The sequence below is a fragment of the Streptomyces sp. Act143 genome (genome assembly GCF_003143935.1).
Lineage (GTDB): Bacteria > Actinomycetota > Actinomycetes > Streptomycetales > Streptomycetaceae > Streptomyces.
The window spans coordinates 684,551-706,600 of record NZ_QFRX01000001.1 but is presented as its reverse complement, the minus strand read 5'-3'; the positions used below and the strand labels follow the sequence as shown (position 1 = coordinate 706,600).

At 73.6% G+C, this 22,050-nt stretch carries 21 protein-coding genes; 8 read left to right on the top strand and 13 right to left on the bottom strand.

All coding sequences use genetic code 11. The features are described from left to right. Nucleotides 1–90: 90 nt before the first annotated feature. Together DI272_RS03060 and DI272_RS03055 are read left to right on the top strand one after the other, a co-directional pair. The gene (locus DI272_RS03060; RefSeq protein WP_109493576.1) at nucleotides 91–873 is read left to right on the top strand and encodes a hypothetical protein; all 783 of its coding nucleotides are present in this window, start codon (nucleotides 91–93) and stop codon (nucleotides 871–873) included. A 153-nt stretch (nucleotides 874–1,026) separates the two neighbouring features. Continuing rightward, nucleotides 1,027–1,263, top strand: coding sequence for a DUF1918 domain-containing protein (locus DI272_RS03055; RefSeq protein WP_375138024.1), 237 nt, complete (start codon nucleotides 1,027–1,029; stop codon nucleotides 1,261–1,263). 333 nt (nucleotides 1,264–1,596) lie between these two features. On the opposite strand, the gene DI272_RS03050 is transcribed toward DI272_RS03055, so the two are convergent. The 4 genes from DI272_RS03050 to DI272_RS03035 form a co-directional block, all read right to left on the bottom strand. Next, a complete protein-coding gene (locus tag DI272_RS03050; RefSeq protein ID WP_258314449.1) occupies nucleotides 1,597–2,634 on the bottom strand; it encodes an Acg family FMN-binding oxidoreductase in 1,038 nt (345 codons plus the stop codon). Between the two features lie 153 nt (nucleotides 2,635–2,787). Further along, the gene (locus tag DI272_RS03045; RefSeq protein ID WP_109493574.1) at nucleotides 2,788–3,444 is read right to left on the bottom strand and encodes a TrkA family potassium uptake protein; all 657 of its coding nucleotides are present in this window, start codon (nucleotides 3,442–3,444) and stop codon (nucleotides 2,788–2,790) included. Next, nucleotides 3,441–4,100, bottom strand: a complete 660-nt coding sequence (locus tag DI272_RS03040; RefSeq protein ID WP_109493573.1) for a TrkA family potassium uptake protein — start codon at nucleotides 4,098–4,100, stop codon at nucleotides 3,441–3,443. Before DI272_RS03040 ends, DI272_RS03045 begins: the two co-directional genes overlap by 4 nt. After that, entirely contained in the window at nucleotides 4,097–6,895 is a 2,799-nt protein-coding gene (locus DI272_RS03035) for a cation-transporting P-type ATPase (RefSeq protein ID WP_258314448.1), read from the bottom strand. Before DI272_RS03035 ends, DI272_RS03040 begins: the two co-directional genes overlap by 4 nt. Nucleotides 6,896–7,159: 264 nt before the next feature. Between DI272_RS03035 and DI272_RS03030 the strand changes: the two genes are divergently transcribed. Both DI272_RS03030 and DI272_RS03025 read left to right on the top strand, forming a co-directional pair. Beyond that, complete coding sequence (locus DI272_RS03030) at nucleotides 7,160–8,029, top strand: CBS domain-containing protein (protein WP_109493572.1); 870 nt, start codon at nucleotides 7,160–7,162, stop codon at nucleotides 8,027–8,029. A gap of 79 nt (nucleotides 8,030–8,108) precedes the next feature. Then, nucleotides 8,109–9,104, top strand: a complete 996-nt coding sequence (locus tag DI272_RS03025; protein WP_109493571.1) for an Acg family FMN-binding oxidoreductase — start codon at nucleotides 8,109–8,111, stop codon at nucleotides 9,102–9,104. Nucleotides 9,105–9,188: 84 nt separating this feature from the next. Here the strand turns inward: DI272_RS03025 and DI272_RS03020 are convergent, their stop codons facing one another. Further along, the gene (locus DI272_RS03020; RefSeq protein WP_109493570.1) at nucleotides 9,189–10,190 is read right to left on the bottom strand and encodes an Acg family FMN-binding oxidoreductase; all 1,002 of its coding nucleotides are present in this window, start codon (nucleotides 10,188–10,190) and stop codon (nucleotides 9,189–9,191) included. A gap of 192 nt (nucleotides 10,191–10,382) precedes the next feature. Here DI272_RS03020 and DI272_RS03015 point away from each other — a divergent pair, with 192 nt between their 5' ends. The 4 genes from DI272_RS03015 to DI272_RS44120 all read left to right on the top strand — a co-directional run bounded on the left by DI272_RS03015 (nucleotide 10,383) and on the right by DI272_RS44120 (nucleotide 14,271). After that, on the top strand, nucleotides 10,383–11,264 hold the full coding sequence (locus DI272_RS03015; protein WP_109493569.1) for a universal stress protein: 882 nt from the start codon (nucleotides 10,383–10,385) through the stop codon (nucleotides 11,262–11,264). A gap of 171 nt (nucleotides 11,265–11,435) precedes the next feature. Next, a complete protein-coding gene (locus DI272_RS03010; RefSeq protein ID WP_109493568.1) occupies nucleotides 11,436–12,341 on the top strand; it encodes a universal stress protein in 906 nt (301 codons plus the stop codon). 80 nt (nucleotides 12,342–12,421) lie between these two features. After that, nucleotides 12,422–13,468: an Acg family FMN-binding oxidoreductase gene (locus DI272_RS03005; RefSeq protein WP_109500654.1), complete on the top strand. Its 1,047-nt coding sequence runs from the start codon at nucleotides 12,422–12,424 to the stop codon at nucleotides 13,466–13,468. Between the two features lie 212 nt (nucleotides 13,469–13,680). Continuing rightward, entirely contained in the window at nucleotides 13,681–14,271 is a 591-nt protein-coding gene (locus tag DI272_RS44120; RefSeq protein WP_146238308.1) for a hypothetical protein, read from the top strand. Nucleotides 14,272–14,711: 440 nt separating this feature from the next. Here DI272_RS44120 and hypE read toward each other — a convergent pair whose 3' ends face one another. Genes hypE through DI272_RS02960 form a run of 8 tightly spaced genes read right to left on the bottom strand, consistent with a single transcriptional unit; the run spans nucleotide 14,712 to nucleotide 21,984 of the window. Then, nucleotides 14,712–15,746 (bottom strand): hydrogenase expression/formation protein HypE, encoded by a 1,035-nt coding sequence (gene hypE, locus DI272_RS02995; protein ID WP_109493567.1) that lies wholly within the window; start codon nucleotides 15,744–15,746, stop codon nucleotides 14,712–14,714. Then, a complete protein-coding gene (gene hypD, locus DI272_RS02990) occupies nucleotides 15,743–16,840 on the bottom strand; it encodes a hydrogenase formation protein HypD (protein ID WP_109493566.1) in 1,098 nt (365 codons plus the stop codon). The genes hypE and hypD overlap by 4 nt, the downstream gene beginning before the upstream one ends. Next, complete coding sequence (locus tag DI272_RS02985; protein WP_258314447.1) at nucleotides 16,837–17,472, bottom strand: CBS domain-containing protein; 636 nt, start codon at nucleotides 17,470–17,472, stop codon at nucleotides 16,837–16,839. The genes hypD and DI272_RS02985 overlap by 4 nt, the downstream gene beginning before the upstream one ends. After that, entirely contained in the window at nucleotides 17,465–18,826 is a 1,362-nt protein-coding gene (locus DI272_RS02980; protein WP_109493564.1) for a Ni/Fe hydrogenase subunit alpha, read from the bottom strand. Before DI272_RS02980 ends, DI272_RS02985 begins: the two co-directional genes overlap by 8 nt. After that, complete coding sequence (locus DI272_RS02975; protein WP_109493563.1) at nucleotides 18,823–19,584, bottom strand: oxidoreductase; 762 nt, start codon at nucleotides 19,582–19,584, stop codon at nucleotides 18,823–18,825. The genes DI272_RS02980 and DI272_RS02975 overlap by 4 nt, the downstream gene beginning before the upstream one ends. After that, on the bottom strand, nucleotides 19,584–20,390 hold the full coding sequence (locus DI272_RS02970; RefSeq protein WP_109493562.1) for an FAD/NAD(P)-binding protein: 807 nt from the start codon (nucleotides 20,388–20,390) through the stop codon (nucleotides 19,584–19,586). Before DI272_RS02970 ends, DI272_RS02975 begins: the two co-directional genes overlap by 1 nt. Then, nucleotides 20,387–20,851 (bottom strand): Crp/Fnr family transcriptional regulator, encoded by a 465-nt coding sequence (locus DI272_RS02965; RefSeq protein ID WP_109493561.1) that lies wholly within the window; start codon nucleotides 20,849–20,851, stop codon nucleotides 20,387–20,389. The genes DI272_RS02970 and DI272_RS02965 overlap by 4 nt, the downstream gene beginning before the upstream one ends. After that, nucleotides 20,851–21,984: a 4Fe-4S dicluster domain-containing protein gene (locus DI272_RS02960; RefSeq protein WP_109493560.1), complete on the bottom strand. Its 1,134-nt coding sequence runs from the start codon at nucleotides 21,982–21,984 to the stop codon at nucleotides 20,851–20,853. Before DI272_RS02960 ends, DI272_RS02965 begins: the two co-directional genes overlap by 1 nt. Nucleotides 21,985–22,050 lie beyond the last annotated feature (66 nt).

Here is a 22,050-nt window from a genome sequence, read left to right as displayed (position 1 = left end):
TCCAGGAAAGACCGGAAAGGGCATGCTGTGAGCGGTGAGGGCGGGCGATCATCAAGTGGCGACGATTCCGGCGAAGGAGCCGGTGGAGTCGTGAGCCAGGTCAGGTGGTGGCGCAGACCGGCATTCGTCACCGCGGTGACCGCGATCACGGTTTCCGTGGTCGGGGGATGGCTGCAGCAAGGCGGCGCGTCTTTGTTCTCGGGTCTTTCGGAGTCCGAGCCGCAGCCCGGAAAGCCGATCGTCACCGTGATGACCCATGACGACGAGTCCTACAACACCTGGCTCTGGCGCAGGGATCCGTGGCGGGTCGCGAGCAAACTGACGAACGCGCTCGCCGGCACCGCCCCCCGGGAGAGAGGCGACGTCATCGACCGGACCTTACGCGCGGAGGGCAGCGAACTGCCGACGGGAGGCGAGGTGCAAGTCACCGTGCAGGGTGCCGACGAGAAAGCGATCGTCCTCACCGGCCTCGACATTGTCATGAAGCGACACCATCGCACGTTGCCCGGCAATTTGGTGTCCATGGGAACGCAATGTGGTAGCGGGATGTCGGCACGGACCTACGACGTCGACCTGGACGCGGCCAAGCCCCGTGCGCGCCTGCTGTGCGACAACTGCGACACGGACGTCGTGCAGCCGAACAATCCAGGTTTTCCCTACAAGGTGTCATCCGGTGACCCCGAACAATTCATCATCTCCACGCGAACCCGCGGCTACGCGGCCTGGACCGCACGTCTGCACTGGATCTCCGGGGGTGAGCGCGGCGTGACCGAGATCGATTACAAGGGAAAGTCCTTCGCTTCCCTTTCGTACACAGCCGAAGCCAACTACTACTACGACCTCGACGACCGGAAGCTCTATCAAGCGCAATGATCGCTGAGCCACGCAGGGCCGTTCGCGGGCCGGACGACCCGGAAAGCGGGCCGTTCGGCCCCCTGGGATCGGGTTCTCGAGCCCATGCGGCGCAATGCCGAGCCGTGCCACCGTGGGGGCAGGAGCAGTCCTGCGGAGAAGTGGGTGGAGATCATGCGAGCTCAACTGGGTGATGTACTCGTCGTCGAGAGCCCGACCACCGGCGTCACCAAGCGCGACGGCGAGATCGTCGGACTTCACCACGAGGACGGGACGCCCCCGTACGACGTGTACTGGTCGGACACGGACCGGGTCACCCTGGTGTTCCCGGGTCCCGACGCGCACATCCGCCACGTCGCCCACGGTCAGGGGATGCCGGCCGGTGAAGGCGGAGCGTCCGGCACGAACTGAGCCACCGCGCCACGCCCGTCGCCTCATGAGGAGACGGGCGTGGCGCGACGCCCCGGTGCGACCGGGCCGCCGAGAGGGGGCCGTGCACGGAAGTGCCCGCACGGGTCGGTCCACCGAGCGGGCACGCGTCCGGCCACTGCCGCGAACCGCGGACGCCACTCCGGTGTGCCCATCCACCGGAGTGTTCCCGGCGCGGGGCTCCGGGGGTGCCGCCTCCGCGCCGTCTCCATTGTCCGGCGCGCATATGCGTGAGGGATGTGCCGAAAGGGACCCCGGTCGGGGCCGCTCGGCCTCTCGCCCGGACCATGCGCAGGGTGTCACCGTCCGGGGCCTTCAGCCCGCCGTCAGGACCGCGTCGACCGGGCGGCGCGGGATCGTCCGGCCACGGGTGGTGTGACCGAGGCGAAGGATCAGCTGGGGGAAGTCGCCGAGGGCGAGCGCCGTGCGCAACTGGGCACGCAACCACGGTATTTCGAGGGGCTGGGTGTGGAAGGCGGCCGCGGTCCAGCGGGTGGTGGCGTGCAGCAGTACCCGCTGCAGGGCCTGTCCGGCGCGCAGCCAGTCCTCCCGGGTGTCGTGCCGCGTGGTGAGGAGCACGACGAGCCCCGTACCGGGCGGCCAGCTCACCGTGGGGGCGGCAGGCGGGGCGGACATGAGACGGAGGAAGTCGCGCCCGGCCAGGCCGGTGCCGTCGGGGTCGGTGGTGCAGGCGTCCAGCGGGACGCCGTCCGGGCATCCGCCGTGGGCGGCCCGTGTCCAGTGGAGCAGCTCGGCGACCCGGCCGGGGTCGTCGCGATCGATGGCCTCGGCCGTGCGCACCAGCTCCGCGAGGTGGCGCCGGGCATGAACGGACTCCATCGTCCGCAGCTCGGCGCCCTCGGCCCGGGCCTGCGCGCGCAGCTCCCCGACCAGCTGCCGCGAGAGCGGGAACGGCTGGAACGGGCCGCGGTGCGTGCGCCGTTGCCGCATCGAGCGGTACATCAGCGAGGTTTCAGTGCCCGGCCTGGCGTGGGGGCCCCAGCCGATGTGGGCGAGACGGGATGGGTCGCGCGGGTCGGGAAACGATCGCAGCACCGGTGCGAACCCCAGACGGCGCATGGCGAGGCGCACGTTGAACAGCGCCGCGCCGCAGCTGATGAGCTGCTCCCGCCCGTCCGGGTCGGTGAGGCGGAGCCGGCGGGAGGGGTCCGCGTACAGGTCGAGCTCCCCCTCGCGGCGGGTGAACAGCCAGGGCTGGGTGTTGTGGACCGAGGGCGCGGTCACGGCCGCGCGGACCAAGTGGGTGGCCGCGTGGTCGATTCCGGAATCCCCGGACGAGGGGGATGCCTCGGTGGCGGAGCCTTCGACCCCGGTGACGCCCGGTCGTGACATGCCGCACCACCTCCGTGTCTGTCGTGCGTCGGTCCTGCTCGGTCCTGCCGCCATCGTCGTGCCGCGGCGACCCGCGGGGGAGGAGCCACCCGTCCCCTCCTGCGGCCCGTACGGCCCAACTCGGGGGGCTCGCGCGGGCGTACGCCGTCGAGATCACTGGAAGGCCGCGTGCACCTCGTCCTCGGTCGCCGCGTGCGAGACCACCAGCAGCTCGTCGCCCGCCGCGAGCACCAGCTCCGGGGCGGGAGCGACGGGGGCGCCGTCGCGCAGCACCGCCGCCACGACCGTGCCCGGCGGGACCGCCACGTCGGACAGGGCGCTTCCGGCCGCTCGGGAACGGGTCGTGATGGTCGTCTCGATCACGTTCACTCCCGCCTTGCTCAGCCGCAGCAGGGCGACGGTGTCGGTGGCGCCGGTCGCCTCCTCGATCAGGGAGACGAGGGGCATCGCGGCGGGCACCGCGGCGTCGACGCCCCAGCTCTGGTCGAACAGCCAGGCGTTCTCGGTGTCGTTGACCCGGGCCACCACCCGGTCCACGGCGAACTGGCGTTTGGCGAGCAGGCAGATGACGAGGTTGTCCTCGTCCTCGCCGGTGGTGGCGATGACCAGGTCCGCGGTGTGGGCACCGGCCCGCTCCAGCACGGAGGGCTCACAGGCGTCGCCGGTCTCCAGCCGCACCGGCAGCTGCCCGCGCAGGGCCGCGACACGGCCGTCGTCCCGGTCCACGACCGTCACCTGGTTGTGGGCGGCCGCCATGACCTGGGCGACCTGCCTGCCCAGTCGCCCGGCGCCTGCGATGAGTACCTTCATGTGCCCAGCTCCTTGTCGAGGAAGCCGCGCAGCCGGGACAGCGCCTCGGCGGACACGGCGAAGGTGACGAGATCGTCGGGCTCGGCCGGGGTGTTGCGCGTCGGCAGGAACGACCGTCCGCCACGCGTGACCTCGACCAGCCGGATCTCGCCGTCGACCTCCAGCTCGCCGAGCCGCCGGCCGGTCAGATGCGGGGGCAGTCCGGAACGGACCACCAGGGTCTCGCCGTTGCCGAAGCCGAGCTCGGGGGTGAGATGGCGGTGCAGCAGCATCTGGTGGATCCGGTGCACCGTCCACCGCACGCTCGCGATGGTGGGGATGCCGAGATCCCGGTAGATGTCGGCGCGCCGCGGGTCGTAGATACGGGCCAGGACGATCGGCACCCGGTAGGTGTCCTTCGCGGTCCGGGCACTGACGATGTTGGTGTTGTCGCCCGAGGTGACCGCGACGAACGCGTCGGCGTGCTCGATGCCCGCCGCCTCCAGGAGCGCCCGGCTGAAGCCGTTGCCGTGCAGGACCCGGCCGGGGAACCCGCCGGGCAGCAGCCCGCTGGTCCTGGGATCGCGGTCGATGACGCGCACGTCGTGCCCTTCGCCGGCCAGGCGGGTAGCGAGCGCGGACCCCACGCGGCCGCAGCCCACGATGATGACCCTCATGGTCGTTCCTCCTTCTGACGAGCGCGCCGCAGCCCTTTGCGCGTCTCCTCCGCGGCCAGTACCAGCACCCCGAAGCCGACCAGGACCGCCCAGTCGACGACGCCGATGGGCGCGGTGTGGAACACCGCCTGCAGGGGCGGCGCATAGCTGATCGCGGCCATCAGGGCGATGCCGAAGCAACCCGCGGCGAGCAGCCGGGGGTTGGAGAACAGGCCGACGCGGAAGACGCTCTCGCGGTCCGTGCGCACGGCCAGGGCGTTGAAGAACTGGCTGACGACGATGGCCGCCTGGGTCAGGGTGATCGCCTTGTGGTAGGCGGGGGTGTCCTTGGTGAAGTCCGCGTACGGGATGCCGGAGGAGTGCACCTGCCAGAAGAAGACCGCGCACACCCCGATCGACTGGACGATCCCGAGGAACAGGAACCGGCGGACGAGCCCGGCGGAGAACAGCCGTTCACGGCGGGCCCGGGGCGGGCGTTCCATCGTGTCCGGCTCCGGCGGCTCCGCGCCGAGGGCCAGGGCGGGCAGCACATCGGAGCCCAGGTCGATCGCGAGGATCTGCACCGCGGTCAGCGGCACCAGCGGGAAGCCCACGAAGGTGGCGACCAGGATCGGCACGAGCTCGGCGATGTTGTGGCTGAAGAGGTAGGTCAGGAACTTGCCGATGTTGCGGTAGACGGACCTGCCGAGCTCCACCGCCGTGGTGATGGAGGCGAAGGAGTCGTCGAGCAGCACCACGACCGACGCCTCGCGGGCCACGTCGGTGCCGGAGGCGCCCATCGACACGCCGATGTCCGCGTGCTTGAGCGCGGGCGCGTCGTTGGCGCCGTCGCCCGTCACCGCCACGACCTCGCCGCGCGCCTGGAGCGCGGCCACCACCCGCATCTTGTGCTCGGGACTGACCCGGCACAGCAGCAGCTCTCCCGGCTCCGCCAGCAGCGCGTCGAGCGCGGCGCCGGTCATGGTGTCGAGGGAGGACCCCGTCACCACTGTCGGCGCCGGGTGGGTGACGATGCCGACCCGGCGGGCGACGGCCTCCGCGGTCAGCGGGTGGTCGCCGGTCACCATCACGATGCGGATCCCGGCCCGGCGGCAGGCCCGCACGGCGGCGGAGACCTCCGCGCGCGGCGGGTCGAACATGCCGACCAGCCCCAGGAACGTCAGAGCGGACTCGGCCTCCTCCAGGGCACGGGGGACGGCGTCGGCCCGGCGCCGGGCCACACCGAGGACGCGCAGTCCCTGCGCGGCCATGGCGTCGTTCGCCGCCGACACCGAGGCGCGCGCCGCGTCGGTCAGCGGCCGGACCGTGTCGCCGCCGGCGAGGTGGGTGCACCGGGCCAGGAGCTCCTGCGGCGCGCCCTTGACACACACCACGGTGCCCTCGGGGAAGCGGTGGACGGTACTCATCAGCTTGCGGGCCGGGTCGAAGGGGAACTCGCCGATCCGGGGCGCGGCGGTCTGCTCGGCGCCGGGGTCCAGACCGGCCTTGACGGCCGCCACGAGGAGCGCGCCCTCCGTGGTGTCGCCGAGAATCCGCCAGCCGGCCCCGTCGTCCGGCGGCAGCAGCCGGGCGTCCGAGCACAGCACCCCGGTACGCAGCAGATCCCGTACGGGGCCCGGATCGGCGACGGCGCCGACGGGGGCGTACCCGATGCCGGACACCTCGTGCGTCCCGCCGCCGCTCCACACCCGCGTGACGGTCATCTCGGCCTGCGTCAGCGTGCCGGTCTTGTCGGTGCAGATCACGGTCGTGGAGCCGAGCGCCTCCACCGCCAGCAGCCGCTTGACCAGGGCCTGACGGTTCGCCATCCGCCGGACGCCGATCGCCAGCGACACCGAGAGGGTGGCGGGCAGGCCCTCGGGCACCAGCGCCACCATGACCCCGAGCGCGAACACGAACGTCGACACCAGCGGCTGGCCGGACTGGAGCCGCACGGCCAGCACGATCGTGCCGATCGCCACGGCCAGCGCCGCCACCCGGCGGGCCATGGAGGCCACCTGGTGCTGCAGCGGCGTCTTCTGCTCGGGAGCCTCCTGGGTGAGCCGGAAGATCCTGCCGAACTCGGTGTCGGCACCGACGGCGAACACGACGGCCTTGCCCGATCCGGCGACCGCCGTGGTGCCCATGAACACGCAGTTGCGCGAGTCGAGCACCGCGCTCGCGTCCGTGGCCTCGCTGCCCCGGCCCACCGCCGCGCTCTCCCCGGTGAGGGAGGCGTTGTTCACCGTCAGTCCGTGGGCCTCGACGACACGGCAGTCCGCCGGGACGGCGTCACCGGCCTCCAGCACGATCACGTCGCCCGGGGTGAGCGCCGCGGTGGGCAGTTCCCGGCGTTCACCGTCGCGCAGCACCACACACGTGTGCGGCACCATGGCCTGCAACGTCTGGGCGGTGCGCTCCGCCGAGTACTCCTGGACGAAACCGATCACCGCGTTGAGGACGACCACCCCGAGGATCGCGAAGGCCAGCTGGAGATTGCCGGTGTCACGCGGGTCCTGGAGCGTGTAGGCGACGAAGGTCAGCCCCGCGGCCACCAGCAGGACGATCGCGAACAGATCGGTGAACTGGCTCCAGAACCGGCGGGCCAGCCCCTGGCGACGCGGGGCCGGCAGTTCGTTCGGACCGTAGCGGCGCTGCCGCAGCTCCGCCTCCCGCGCGGTCAGGCCGCGGGGCGAGACGTCGAGGGCCGCGAAGACCTCGTCCGGACGCAGCCGTTGCAGCGGCGGACGCGGACGCGGGCCGGTGAGCGGGACATCGGCGGGTGCGCGCCGGTCCGTGACACTGTCGTCGCCCACGGGGACCTCCGGACTGCGATGACGATCTCGGCACCAGCCTCGACGTCCCGCCCGTTCACCACCATGGGCCGCCCGGCCCCGGAGCGGCCCGGGCGGCCCTGCTGCCGCGACCACCGCGGTCAGCCGCTGTCCCGAAACGGGCGGATTGCACTCGCAGGGGCTGCTCGTCCTGCGACAGGGGCCGTACGGCCCCTGCCCGGTACCGGGCCTCCGGCGTGACGGTGGAGACGGCGGAATCGGCCCTCGCACACCCCGGGAGCTGCCATGAACGACCGAGAGACACGGGAACACGGCGCCGCGTCGGCCGAGGCACGGCGCCAGCTGCCCGCCCGCGCGGAACGCCCGGAAGGCCGCCGCCCCGATCTGATGGTCCGCTACCTCCAGGTCATGGCCTCCCCGTCGTCACGGGCCGCCACCGCGGACACGCCCCCCGCGTCCCCGGGCTCCGGACGGATCATGGCGGTGAGCCGTGCCGGGCACGGTCCGGTGCCCGTCACGGAGCTGCGGGTGCGCGACATCATGAAGCGGCCGGTCACCGGTGTCCGCGCCGACATGCCGTTCCTGGACGTCGCCCGGATGCTGGCCCGCCGGCAGACCGGCGCCGCGCCCGTGATCGACGCCGAACGGCATGTCATCGGCGTGGTCGCCGAGTCCGACCTGCTCGCGAAGGCGGCGACCCTCGCCGTGCCCGAGCGGGCCGGCGCACTCGCCGGCCTGCTGCACCGCCGGTCGCGCGCGGACGGCGGTGAGACCGCGGCCACGCTGATGTCCGCGCCGGCCCTCACCGTGCAGCCCGGAACCCTGGTGGTGGAAGCGGCCCGCACGGCCGCCCGCTCCCGGATCAGGCAGGTGTTCGTCACGGACTACCAGGACCGCCTGGTGGGTGTCGTCAGCCGCAGCGAGCTGTTGCAGGCCCTGGTCCGGGACGACGCGGCGATCCGGGCCGAGGTCGTCTCCCGCGTGGTCGAGGGAGCGTTCGCCGGCGCCGCCGCCGACGTCCACGTCCACGTCGAGAACGGCACGGTCACCCTGACCGGTTCGCTGAACGCGCAGCTGATCCCGCGACTGAGCGAGGAGATCGCGCGGATCGCGGACGTGGTGGAGGTGGCGGACCAGCTCGTCGCGACCGTGTGAACGCGCCGGTGCGAGGACCGCTCGGCGGAGAGAACAGGCAGACCGGCGCGCCGCACGCGCCCGGGCCGAGGAGGCCACGATGACGCAGCGGGACCTGGACATGAAAACGGTGACCTCGCTGATCGCCGACGCGACGGCGGCACCGTCGATGCACAACGCCCAGCCCTGGAGGTTCCGCCTCGTCACCGGCGAACGCCTCCTGCTGCTGCGCGCCGACCTGAGCCGGGCCATGCGCCGCACCGACCCCGACAACAGGGCGCTGCACATCGGCTGCGGCGCCGCACTGTTCAATCTGCGCGTGGCCGCCGCGCACGCGGGCCTGTCCGCGCAGGTGCGGCTGCTGCCGGACCCGGACGACCCGACGGCGCTCGCCGCCGTACGACTCACCGACGCCACCGGGACCGACCGGCAAGCGGACGACCTGGCCCGGCTCCACCCCGCCATCCGGCAACGGCACACGAGCCGTTACCCCTTCGACGAGAAGGACCTCCCCGGGGACGTACGGGACGCGCTGCGGACCGCAGCCGCCCAGGAGGGCGCCGAACTGCTGTTCCCGGGGTCCTGGCACATCGAGGCCGTCCTGGACCTGGTCCGCGACGCGGAGAGCCGCGACGCCCTGGACCCGTCGAGCCGGGAGGACCTGCAACGCTGGACCAGGCTCGGTCCGGAGGCAGACATCGCCACCGACGGCGTTCCCGAGTACGCCTTCGGGCCGCGCCGACGGGACGGCCGCGCACCACAGCGCGACTTCGCCGGCCGCCGCCCGGTGGCCGACCGCGGCAGCGTCTCCTTCGAGAGCAGTCCGCACCTGGCGCTGCTGTCCACGCCCGCAGACACCACGGCCGACTGGCTGCGCGCCGGACAGGCCCTCGAACGCGTCCTGCTGGAGGCCACGTCGGCCGGACTGGCCGCGTCGCTGACCTCCCATCCGCTGGAGAGCGGTGACCTGCGCACACTCGCCCGCGACCCGGTGGCCGGCCACGGCCCCGTCCAGATGGTGCTGCGTCTCGGCTACGGGCCGCTGGGTCCGGCCACACCGCGCCGTCCCGTGCGGGACGTCCTGGACGTCACCTGAGCGCTCCGTCCGAACGCGCTGTCCGCGCGCCCGTCGCTGTCCAAGTGCCCGTCCGGGTGCTCGTCCGGACGCCGGAGAGCCGCGTCATCGCGGCAGCTGTACGGACAGCTCGCCCTCGTCCACCACCTGCCGCGCAGAACGCCGCGGAGACGCCGGGCCCTCGGGGCCGTAGCCGAGCCGGATCACCATCTGGGCGTGGTGGCGGCGGTCGCCCTCGGCGGACGCGAACTGCTCGCGCAGGTCCGGCCACTCCAGCGCCTGGTGCAGCAGGGACGCCCGCACACCGTGGGCGGTGGCCACCAGCAGGACCCGTTCGAGGGCCTGCCCGGCGCGCAGCCAGTCGGCCCTGCGGTCGTGCGCGGTCGACAGCACGGCGATCGCCGGCCGCTGCTCGAAGAGGCGGCCGGCCAGCGCGGACGGGTGCCGGTGGGCGCCGAAGTCCCGCATGGGGAGACGCTCCAGGAAGTCCTGCGGCCCCAGCGCCCACGGCGGTATCCCGAGGGACGCCTCGGTCGGCTCGTGCACCCAGCGGCGGCTCTCCGCGGCCCGGTCGGCGTCGAGGGTGTTGCGCTGCTCGGCGTCCCGGGTGAGCCGCAGCAGCCGCTCGGTCCCGCCCGGACCCGGGCGGCTCAGCAGGGCGCCCTCGGTGTGCGCGGCCTCGCCCAGTTCGGCCAGCACCGCGGCGGGCAGGGGAAGTTCGGAGAACGGGGACCGGCTGCTGTGCCGGTGCCACACAGCCTCGTACAGGCGGTGCGCCGCCCCGCTGCGGACCGGACCGCCGAGTCGTACGGTCGCCAGCAGATCCGGCTCGCCGGGCCTGGGCAGCAGCCGGGTCACCGGCTCCCGTCCGAAGTGGGCCACGGCCACCCGGAGGTTGAGGACCGCGCAGCCCACGGACAGGTGCAGGGCACGGCCGCTGGGGTCGATGTGGCGCAGGCCGCGGTCCGCCACGGCCCGGACCTCCAGCGTCGCGGTGTCCCGATCGAGCCGGAACCGCCAGGGCTGGGTGTTGTGGATGGAGGGCGCGGCCACGGCGGCCGAGATCAGCGTCTCCAGCGTCGGGGGCGCGAGCAGTGCGGTCGGCATCGGAACTCCTCCCCGCCCGCGGGACGCAGCCCCCGGGACGCGCTGTCGGACGCTGCCCAGTGTTCTGGGCCCGCACGGGGCCGAGGAGGGGCCGTACGGCCCCAAGGGGGCACCGGACAGCCCCGGGCCCGTCGTTCGGCGGTGGGCGCACGATCTCCTCGAGGACGGTTCTGGACGCAGGAGGTGCACATCATGCTTCGGCACGTGACCGCGGGAGTGGACGGAACAGCCGAGAGCCTCGCCGCCGCCCACTGGGCGGCCCGGGAGGCCCTGCGCAGGGGTGCCGGGCTGAGGCTCGTGCACACGCCACGGTGGCCGGCCGCCGTGCCTTCCGGCGCCGACGCCCCCGCACAGGAGGGGGAGCGGGTGCTGGAGCGCGTGGCCGCCGGAGTGCGTGCCGCGCACCCCGGCCTGCGCATCACGGGACGGGCCGTGCCGGACCCGCCGGTCGCCGCGCTGCTCGCGGCGGCCGGCGAGGCGGAACTGCTGGTCCTCGGGGCGTGCGGCCGCGGCGATGCGACGGGCGGGGCCGTCGGCGCGGTCTGCGAGCAGGTCGTGGCCCGGTCCGGGACCCCGGTGGTGCTCGTCCGCGCGGGGGAGAGCTCCGCCGACGAACACCTGCCGGCCCCGGACGGCATCTCTCCGGAGGAGATACCCGAGATCCCGTACCGCGACGTGGTCCTCGGCCTCGGCATCTCCCGCCCCTGCGACGAGTTGATCGAGTTCGCCTTCGCGTCCGCGCGATGCCGTACGACCGTCCTGCACGTGATCCACGCGTCCCCGCCCGCGACGGCACGGGCCGTCGACGGGACCGCGCGCCCGTCCGACGCGCAGGAAGAGACGCTCGCCGCGCTGCTGCGCCCGTGGCGGGAGAAGTTCCCGACCGTGCCCGTGGTCGAGACCGTCGTGGCGGAAACGGCCGCCGACGCGCTGGTGCGTGCGTCGGGCGGGGCCGCCCTGGCCGTCGTGGGGCGAAGGACCGGCGACGGCCGCCTCGCTCCTCGCATCGGACCGGTCACCCGAACCCTGCTGCACCACGCCCGCTGTTCCGTCGCCGTCGTCCCGCACGGGTGAGCGCCGTGCGCCCGGGTGCTGCAAGTGCGAGCTCCGTCGGCCCTGGTTCCGCGCGAGCCCAAGCGGACCCGATGGGGCCGGTCGGTCCGGCCCGGGGACCTGCGGCCCCTGCTCCCCGAACGCGCCTTCCGAGACGCTGAAGTCCTAGGACCTACTGGGGAGGTGGAGACCATGCCCCGCACCCTGACCGTGGGTTTCGACGGCTCGTCGGAGAGCCGGGCCGCCGCCGAGTGGGCGGCACGGGAGGCGAAGCTGCGCGGGCTGCCGCTGCGGCTGGTGAACATCTGGGAGGGGATACCCGACGCCATGGCGGAGTCGGCGGTGCTGAGCGCCGAAACCCTCCAGCACTGGAGCGAGCGCATCCCCCGCGAGGCCGCCGCGGGACTCCGGTCGCGTCACCCCGGCCTCGACGTCACCATGGAGCGCGTCGTCGGCAGCGCCTTCGAAGTCCTCCCCGCCCTGGCCGGGGAGTCCGAACTCCTCGTCCTGGGGTCTCGCGGCCTCAGTGGTGTCGAAGGCTTCATGGTCGGTTCCGTGGGCCTGAGCGTCGTCGCCCACGCCGAGCGCCCCGTCGTCCTCGTCCGGGCCGGCGAACAGGCCGCCGACGAGCACGTCCCGGACCCGACGGGCATGCCGTCCGCGACGACGCCGTACCGTCCGGTCGTGCTCGGACTCGACACGGAGGACCCCGACGACACGGTGCTCGCGTTCGCGTTCGACGCCGCGGTGCGGCGGCGGACGTCCCTGCGGATCGTGCACGGCTGGAACCCGCCGCCCTACTACGCCTACCGGCTTCCCACGGACCTGGCGTACCACGGCGAACTGAGCACCCAGCAGGCCAAGGACCTGGCCGAGGCCGTGCTCCCGTGGCGAGGGAAGCACCCCGGCGTCGAGGTCGTCGAGGAGTCCCGCTGGGGCCGGGCGGCCAACTTCCTCGTGGACGCCTCCCGCGAGGCGTCCCTGCTGGTCGTGGGACGGCGCGTGCGCCGCTCCCCGTTCGGCGCGCACATCGGACCGGTCACGCACGCCGTTCTGCACCACTCCAGCGCTCCCGTGGCCGTTGTTCCCCACCGGTGACACGAACGGCGGTTCCAGAAGCGCGACAGCCGGCCGGGACGCCGGAGCCGGACGGCACACGAAGGGTGGCCAACATGTCCATGACCTACACAGACACCGCACCTCTCGATTCCGCGCCCCGCGGGCGCGCGGCCTTCCACCTCGCCCGCGCCGCCGGCTGCGCGCCTTCCGTGCACAACACCCAGCCCTGGTTCTTCGTCGACGAGGGCCGGGACCGCGGCTTCGAGGTGCACGCCGACGGCGGGCGCCGGCTGCCCCTGACCGACCCGGCCGGCCGGGAGATGGTCATCAGCTGCGGGGCCGCGCTGTTCAACGTGCGGGTCGCCGTACGCAACCTGGGCTTCCGGCCCGTCGTGACACCGCTCCCGGTCCCCGCCGACCAGGCCTTCCTGGCCCATGTGGCCTGGGGCGCGCACGCCCCGGTGACCGGGCGGGTGCGGGAGATGGAACGCGCGCTGACCCGGCGGCACACCCAGCGCGGGCCGTTCGACCCCACACCCGTGCCGTGGTCCCTGATCGAGGGACTGCGTGACCAGGCCAGGGCCGAGGGCGCCCTGCTGCACACCGTCGACAACCCGGAGAAGCTGCGGATGCTGGGGGAGTGGGTACGGGCCGCGGAGGCCACGCACCGCGCCCACCCCGGGCACGCCGCCGAGATCAGCGGCTGGTCGGGCCACGCCCGGCGGCCCTGGTGGGAGCGGGTGTCCCGGGACGCGTGCCGGCTCCCGGCGGACGGCTCGCTCCTCGCGGGGCGCGACTACACGGGCGTGGTCATGGACTGCGACCGCCGGCCCCGGCGGTGGACCGCGCGCACGGGCACCGTCGTCGTGCTCAGCACCCCGCACGACACCCGGCTGGACTGGCTGCGGGCGGGCCAGGCGCTGCAGCGGGTCCTGCTGTACGCGGCGGCCCACGGCGTCATGGCGGGCTTCCACACCCAGCCGCTCGAACTGCCGGAGCTGCGGGCGGAGTTGCAGGCACGCCTCATCGGGGACCGGTCCGCGCAGATGGTCCTGCGGCTGGGCTACCCCACCCACGTGTCGGCCTCGCCGCGCCGGTCCCCGGCCGCGGCGCTGTACGCCGCCCGGACCGGCGCGGTGACGGCCCTGCCCGGACCGGCGTCCTGAGCGCCGGCGGGGCGGTGGGCCGATGTACCGCCGGGCCGCCGCGCCGCCGGGCCGCTGGGCCGATGGACCGCTGGGCCGGTCGGGTGCCGAACGCACCCGGAGGTCCCTGGCGGACGCCCGGTCGGCCCCTGCCGCGCACGGTGCCGCACCTGGGAGATTCGTCGGTAGGAGCGGACACGGGCTGTGGTCCGCCCGCGAGGAGGTGTCGGACGATGACGCGGACGGTTCGCGGGAAGGCACGGCGGGTGTGGCTGTGGCGGTGGCGGCGCAACCCGCTCAGGCGCCGCAGCGACGTCGTCGAGGCCTGGCTGCTGCTCACCCTCCTTTTCCTGGGCCTCGTCGCGGGAGCCGTCGCCGGCATGGTGACCGCCCGCGCGGTGGAGCAGAGCCTCGACGACCGGCGGGGCCAGCGCCACCCCGTGTCGGCCGTCCTCATCCAGGACGCCTCCGACACGGCCACCGCCTCCACCTCGTCGGACGACTACACCTGGGCCAAGGTGCGCTGGACGGCGTCGGACGGCTCGACCCGCACCGGGCTGGCCCGGGTCGAGCCCGGCATCGAGGCCGGCAGCGTGACCCGGATCTGGCTGGACCGGCAGGGCGACCTGGCCACGCCGCCCGTGAGCAGCGAAGAGGCGGAACTCCAGGGCGTCGTCCTGGGCGCGGCGACCGCGGTGTGTGCGAGCCTGGTCGTACTGCCCCTCGGCTGGGTCCTCCACAACCGCCTGGACCGACGGCGCATGGCCCAGTGGGACACGGAGTGGGCCCACGTCGGCCCACGCTGGGGCCACAAGACCGGCTGACCCTCGGCCCCCCAACCCCCGACGCCCCCAAGCCCTCTGGCAGGCCACCACCTGTCAGCCCGCCCTGACCCGCCGCCTGCAAACCGGACGCCCCGTGACATCTCGCGTGCGCCGGCCTTTGGCGTTCCGCCGCCCGCCGCCCGCCGCCCGCCGCCCTCGGCATCCCGCGCCTGGCAGCCCCGTCCCTCCCGTGCCTGTCACCTCAGGCCATCGCCCCCGGCCCGCAGCCTCCAGGCCATCGCCCCCCGGGGGGGGGGGGNGGGGGGGGGGGGCTCTCAGCCTTCAGACCGCCCCCCGCCCCCTCGAAGCCCTCCGCCCCCGGGGGCCCACCCCACCGCAGCCCCTGGCCCACCCCACCGCAGCCCCTGGCCCACCCGACCGCAGCCCCTGGCCCACCCGACCGCAGCCCTCGGTCCACTCAGCCGCAACCCCCACCCCCCTCAACAGATCCGCGGCAACTGCTCCCCCAACGGCATCTCCACGATCCGCCGCGCCCCCACCAGCGTCCGCAGCACCACCCGGCCCTGTGCCTCCCCGGCGGCGACCTCGCCGATCCGTACCGCCTGGGCACCCTCGGGCAGCGATCGCATCGCGCCGAGGGCGTCGGTGGCCGCGTCGGCGGAGATGAAGGCGACCAGGCAGCCCTCGTTGGCGACGATCAGCGGGTCGAGGCCCAGCAAATCGCAGGCGGCCGCGACCGCTTCGGGGACCGGGACCGCGCTTTCGTCGATCTCGACGGTGACCGCGGAGTCGCGGGCGATCTCGTTGAGGGCCGCCGCCAGGCCGCCGCGCGTCGGGTCGCGCAGGACGTGGACGTCCGCGCCGTACGGGGCCAGCGCCCGGACCAGGCGGTGCAGGGGCCGGCTGTCCGAGGCGATGTCGCCCTCGAAACCGAGGCCCTCGCGGGTGCTCAGCACGGTCGTGCCGTGCAGCCCGATCGGCCCGGACAGCAGCACCGCGTCGCCGGGCCGCGCGAGCGCCGCGGACGGATGCAGCGAGCCGTGCCGCTGTCCGACACCGGTGGTGTTGACGAACAGCCGGTCGGCCGCGCCCCGCCCCACCACCTTGGTGTCGCCGGTGACCACCGGCACCCCGGCCTCCTGCGCCGCCTTCCCCAACGACTCCATGACGGACCGCAGTTCGGCCAGCGGCAGCCCCTCCTCGACGATGAGGGAGACGGACAGCGCGATCGGCCACGCGCCCCGCATCGCGAGGTCGTTGACGGTGCCGTGCACGGCGAGGGAGCCGATGTCCCCGCCGGGGAAGAACAGCGGACTGACGACGAAACTGTCCGTGCTGATGACCAGTTCGCGGTAGCCGGGCAGCAGCGCCGCGTCCTCCAGGGGACCGGGATCACCGCCCACGGACGGCAGGATCAGCCGGTCCAGCAGCTCCGCGGTGAGGCGCCCCCCGGCACCGTGGCCGAGCAGCACGACCTCGTCCTCGTGACGGGGAGCGGGGCACTCGATCGTCATGACGTACTCCTGACACGTCCGGCCGCGTGGAAGGCGGCACAGGTGCCCTCGGACGACACCATGGGCGCGCCCAGGGGATGGCGGGGGGTGCAACGGGTGCCGTACGCCGCGCAGTCCGTGGGCAGCCGGGCCCCGGTGAGGATCGAGCCCGCGATGCAGTCGGGGTCCTCGACCGGGCTGAGCCCGCCCACGTCGAAGCGCCGGGCCGCGTCGAACCGCGCGTATTCCTCGGTGAGTTCGAGCCCGCTGCCGGGCAGTTTGCCGATGCCGCGCCAGGCCCGGTCGGTCACCCGGAAGACCGCGCGCACGGCGTCCTGCGCGTCGGTGTTCCCGGCCCGACGCACGGCTCGCGCGTACTGGTTCTCCACCTCGGACCGGCCGGACTCCAGCTGCCGTACGGCCAGCAGGATGCCCTCCAGCAGGTCCAGCGGCTCGAACCCGGTCACCACGATCGGCACCCGGTACCGGGCGGCGATCGGCTCGTACTCCCGCCAGCCCATCACCGCGCACACGTGCCCGGCCGCGAGGAACGCCTGCACCTCGCAGTCCGGGTCGTCGAGCAGCGCGGTCATGGCGGGCGGCACGAGGACATGACTGACCAGCATGGAGAAGTTCGTGAGGCCGAGCCGGGCGGCGTGCAGCACCGCTGTCGCGTTGGCGGGTGCCGTGGTCTCGAACCCCACGGCCAGGAACACCACCTCACGCTCCGGATGCTCCGCCGCCAGCCGTACGGCGTCCATCGGGGCGTACACGACCCGTACGTCCGCCCCGCGCGCCCGCAGCGACAGCAGATCGGTGTCGGTGCCGGGCACGCGCAGCATGTCGCCGAAACTGGTGAGGATCACCCCGGGCCGGGCGGCGACGGCCATGGCCCGGTCCAGGGTCTCCAGCGGGGTGACGCAGACCGGGCAGCCGGGGCCGTGGATCATCCGCATCCCGGCCGGCAGCAGCTCGTCGATGCCCTGCCGGACGAGGGTGTGGGTCTGGCCGCCGCACACCTCCATGATCCGCCAGGGGTGCGTGGCCGTCCGCCGCAGCTCGTCCAGCAGACGCCGGGCGAGGACCGGGTCGCGGTACTCGTCGAGATACTTCATCGGTGGGTGAGCTCCAGCCGCACGTCGACGACTCCTTCGACCGCCCGCACGGCCCGCGCCACGATGGGCATGTAGGTGCGCTCGGCCGCGGAGCCGGACAGTGTGGCGACGCCGTCGGAGACCGTGACCGACAGGGGAGTGGTGACCGGCAGTTTCGTCAGCACGGAGTGGACGATCTCGCCGGCGATCTCCTCGTCGGGCCGCAGGAACACCTTCAGCAGGTCGCTGCGGCTGACCACGCCCTGGAGGATGCCGATCGCGTCCACCACGGGCAGCCGCTTCACCCGCCGACGGGCCATGATGCGGGCCGCCTCGGCGACCGAGGCGTCCGCGTGGACGGTCACGGCGGGCGTGCTCATCAGCTCACCGGCGGTCAGCGCCTCGGCCTTGGCCCGCTCGACGAGGTCGAGGACCTTGTCGTCGTCGCCCTTGACGCCCTCCTTGGCCAGCAGGTCGGCCTCGGAGACCACGCCGACCACCCTGCCCTCGCCCTCGAGGACCGGCAGGGCGCTGACCTTCCACTGGTCGATCAGGCCGACGATCTCCTTGAAGGACGCGTCGCGTCCGACGGCGATGACCGTGTGGGTCATCACATCGCTCACGGTGTACGGGGATTCAGGGGATTCAGACATCGCAGCCTCCCGCAGTGTCTCCTGCGGTCCTCACGACCGTCAGGTCGAGGAAATGGGTGGAACACGAGATGCACGGGTCGTGATTGCGGATCGCCCGCTCGCACAGCTGCGTCAACTCGGCGTCACCCGCGTCCTGTTCGGCGATGGCGTGCTGGGCGATCCGGCGCAGGTCGGCCTCGATCGCGCCCTGGTTCTGCGCGGTCGGCGGCACCATCCGCGCATCGGCGACCAGGCCGTCGGCGTCGAGTTCGTAGCGGTGGTACAGCAGCCCGCGCGGTGCCTCGGTGGCGCCGTGCCCGACCCCCGCGACCGGCGGCACCTCCACGTAGGGGTGCTCGGGCGGCTCGTACGAGCCGATGATCCGCAGGGCCTCGTCGACGGCGTAGAGCGTCTCCACGGCCCGCACCAGGATCGACCGGAACGGATTGCGGCACACGGCGCCCTCGCGGGGATCGCCCAGCCCGGCCGCCACGGCCGCCTCCCGCGCCGCCGGCGACAGCCGTGCCCCGCTGATCGCGAACCGGGCGAGGGAGCCGGTGAGATGGAGCCGCCCGTCCAGCCGGGAGTGCAGCGCGGTGGAGTGCGGCACGTGGGTCTCGGTGACGTGCCCGGTGAAGTCCCCTACGGGAAAGGAGGTTCCGGTCCCGTCGGCGCGCAGCACGGTCGGTGTGCCGCCCTCGATGGCGTACGTGTCCGGCTCGGCCAGCGCCAGCAGGTCGGCCTCGACGCGCGCGTCCGGGAACTCGAAGCCCGCCACCCAGCGGACGGTGTCCCAGGCGTCGTCGAGGGCCCGCTTCAACTCCTCGTGCAGCGGACGGAGTTCCTGGCGCGTCGGCACCCGGTGGAAGCCGCCGAGGCGGACGTTCACGGGATGCACCGCCCGCCCGCCGAGCAGCTCCATCAGCGAGTTGCCCGCCTTCTTCAACCGCAGCCCGCGCTCGACCTCGGCCCGGTGCGTGCGGGCCAGTTCGATCGCGCTCGCACGGCCCAGGAAGTCCGGGGCGTGCAGCAGGTAGATGTGCAGGGCCTGGCTCTCGATCCACTCCCCGCAGTACAGCAGCCGGCGCAGCTCGCGGATCACCGGATCGACCCGCACCCCGCAGGCGTCCTCGATCGCCGCGCAGGCGCTCATCTGGTAGGCCACCGGGCAGATGCCGCACACCCGGGCGGTGATGTCGGGCGGTTCGGTGTACGAACGGCCGCGCAGGAACGCCTCGAAGAACCGCGGCGGTTCGTAGATCTCCAGCCGTGCCTCGGTGACCGTCCCGTCGTGCACCCGCAGGCGCAGCGCGCCCTCGCCCTCGACCCGGGACAGCGAGCCGACGTGCAGCACACGGGCTCCACGGTGCGTCACGGTGACAACTCCTTGTCGTGAGCGGCGAAAGCGGCGGTGTTGAAGGTGTGCAGGAAGCGCTGGACGTCGTCCTCGTCGAGGCCGTCGCGGCGCAGCACCGGGATGAGCGCGGGCAGGTTCACCGACCCGGAGGGCCCGAAGCAGCCGAAGCAGCCCCGCTGGTACGCCGGACACAGGGCCCCGCACCCGGCGTGCGTGACCGGCCCCAGGCAGGGGGTGCCGTGGGCGACGGTGACGCACACCGTGCCGCGGCGCTTGCACTCGAAGCAGACGCTGTGGTTCGGCACGTCCGGCCTGCGCCCGGCGAGGAAGGCGGTGATGACCTCGATGAGCTGCCGTTTGTCGATCGGGCAGCCGCGCAGCTCGAAGTCGACGTCCACATGGGCCGACACGGGGGTGGAGGTGGCGAGCGTGTCGATGTACTCGGGGTGCGCGTAGACCACCCGCCGGTAGGCGTCGACGTCCGCGAAGTTCCGGAGCGCCTGGATGCCGCCGGCCGTCGCGCACGCCCCGATCGTGACCAGATGGCGGGAGGCGGCACGGATCGCGCGGACCCGTTCGGCGTCGGCGGCCGTGGTGACCGAGCCCTCGACGAGCGTCAGGTCGTACGGTCCGCCCGCTACCGAGCTGGAGGCCTCCAGGAAGTGCGAGATCTCCACCTGGCCCGCCAGTGCCAGGAGTTCGTCCTCGCAGTCCAGCAGGGTGAGCTGACAGCCGTCGCAGGAGGCCAGCTTGAACACGGCGAGGGTCGGTTTCATCACAACTCCCTTACCGACAGCAGCGGTTCGGCATGGCTCCAGTCCACGACCGGCCCTGCCTGGCACAGCAGCAGCGGGCCGAGCTGGCAGTGGCCGCAGTGCCCGGTCGCGCAGCGCATGTTCCGCTCCAGGGAGACCCTGATCCGCTCCGCGGGCACGCCCCGGAAGACGAGGTCGCGGGCCGTGGCCCGGATCATCGGCTCCGGCCCGCAGACGAACGCCGCGGCGCGCGCGGGGTGGAAGGCCGCCCGGTCCAGCAGCATGGTCACGAGCCCGACGTCCCCGCGCCACTCCTGGTCGGGCCGGTCCACGGTGACGCCGGTGTACGAGGTCGGCCAGTGTTCGATCTCCTTGCGGGACATCAGATCGGCCGGGGTCCGCGCCCCGATCAGCACGTTGACCCGCCCGAACGCCGCCGGTTCGGCCAGCGCCCGCAGGATCAGCGGCCGGAGCGGTGCCAGCCCGATGCCGCCCGCGACCACGACCACGTCCCGCCCGTGCGCCCGCTCCGGCTCCCAGCCGACCCCGTACGGGCCCCGCACGCCCAGCACGTCCCCGGCCTGCGCCTCGCACAGTCCCGACGAGACCGCCCCCACCGCGCGGATCGTGTGCGCGAGCCCGCCGGTGGCCTGTACGGAGCTCACCGAGACGGGGATCTCGCCGCGGCCGAAGCAGTGCACCATCGCGAACTGGCCCGGCGCGAAGTCGTCCAGCGGGGCGGCGACCGGTTCCAGGCACAGGGTGACCGTGTCCGCGGTCTCCGGCCTGCGGTCGACCACGCGGTAGGGCACCGGGACATCCGTCATCGCGCACCGCCGCTGCCGTAGGGGCCGTACAGGTCCAGCAGCCGGGTGCGGGCCGCGTGCAGCCGGTGGGCGAGCACCCGGCCCACCCAGTGCTCCACGGCCCGGCCGAACTCGGGGTCGTTCAGACACATCAGCCGCACGGCGACGGCGTCGAACTCGTAGGCCCGCACCGCCGTCACGGCCCCGGCGCCCAACTGCCACACGTACGGCTCGTACAGCCACGACCAGCCGACCAGGTCACCGACGCCGAGCGTCTCCACGACCGGGGCGCGGCGGCCGGGCACATGCAGGTCGAGGGCCGCGGTGCCGTCCCGGAGGATCCAGAAGCGGTTGGCGTGCCCGCCCTCCTCGAACAGGCGGGTGCCCTGCGGGAAGTGGGCCTCGCGGGCGACACGCAGCAGCCGGTCGCGGTGCTCGGCGGGCAGCGCGTGGTTCATGCGCAGGGCGATCGAGGGGGCCATCACTCCGCCTCCGTTCCCCGGGCCGTCCGCTCGGCGTCGAGCGCGGCCACTTCCTCGGTGATGTCGATGCCGGCCGGGCACCAGGCGATGCAGCGCCCGCAGCCGACGCACCCGGACGTGCCGAACTGGTCGTGCCAGGTGCCGAGTTTGTGGGTCAGCCACTGGCGGTAGCGGCTGTGCGGCGAGGAGCGGACCGCGCCGCCGTGGAGATAGGAGAAGTCCAGGTCGAAGCAGGAGTCCCAGCGCTGCCACCGCTCGGTGTGGTCGCCGGTGAGGTCGGTGACCTCCTCCGTGGTCGTGCAGAAGCAGGTCGGGCAGACCATCGTGCAGTTGCCGCAGGTCAGACAGCGCGCGGCGACGTCGTCCCAGCGCTCGGCGGCGAGGCTCCCGCCCATCAGGGCCCGCAGATCGACCGGCGGCAGCGCCCGGCCCATCCGCTCACGGGCCGCGTCCACCCGGGCCCGGGCGGTCTCCTCGGCGTCCGGTCCGGCGTCCCGGTGCGGGAGCTGTGCCAGCAGCGCGGCGCCTTCGTCGCTGCCGACCCGGACCAGGAACCGGCCGTCCACCTCGGTGAGCGCCAGGTCGTACCCGGGGTCGGCGGCGGGCCCGCCGCCGGTGGAGACGCAGAAGCAGGTCGCGCCCGGCTCGGTGCACTCCGCGGCGATCAGCAGTGTCCGGGCGCGACGCGCGGCGTAACCGCCGTCGGTGTGGCGTCCGCCGGTCAGCACCCGGTCCTGGATCGCGATGGCCCGCAGGTCGCAGGGCCGCACACCGAGAAAGGCGTACGACGGGGCGGCGGGCTCCTCCGCGGTGAAGGAGACGTCTCCCTGCGGCGTCCGCTCGGCGCTCCACAGCCGCTCGCGTGCCGGGTGCAGGAAGTTCTTCCACGACTGCGGTCCCGCGCTGTGCGCGAAGGCGGCCCCGTCCGCGCGGCGCACCAGCCGGTAGCGCCCGGCGTCCAGTTCGACGCCCCAGCCGAAGGGGAGCGCGTCCGCCGAGTCCAGCTCGGCGAGCACGATCGCACCGTCGCGGACGGTCGGTCCGACCACGGTCCGCCCCTGCGCCACCAGCGTTGCGACCAGCGCGTTCAGACCGTCACGGTCGAGGAGGGCCGGGGCTGTGGTGACGCTCATGCGATCCTCCAGGAGGTAGGGCCCCACGTGCTCGTCCACTGTCAGGTTCGGACCGGACGGCGGTCC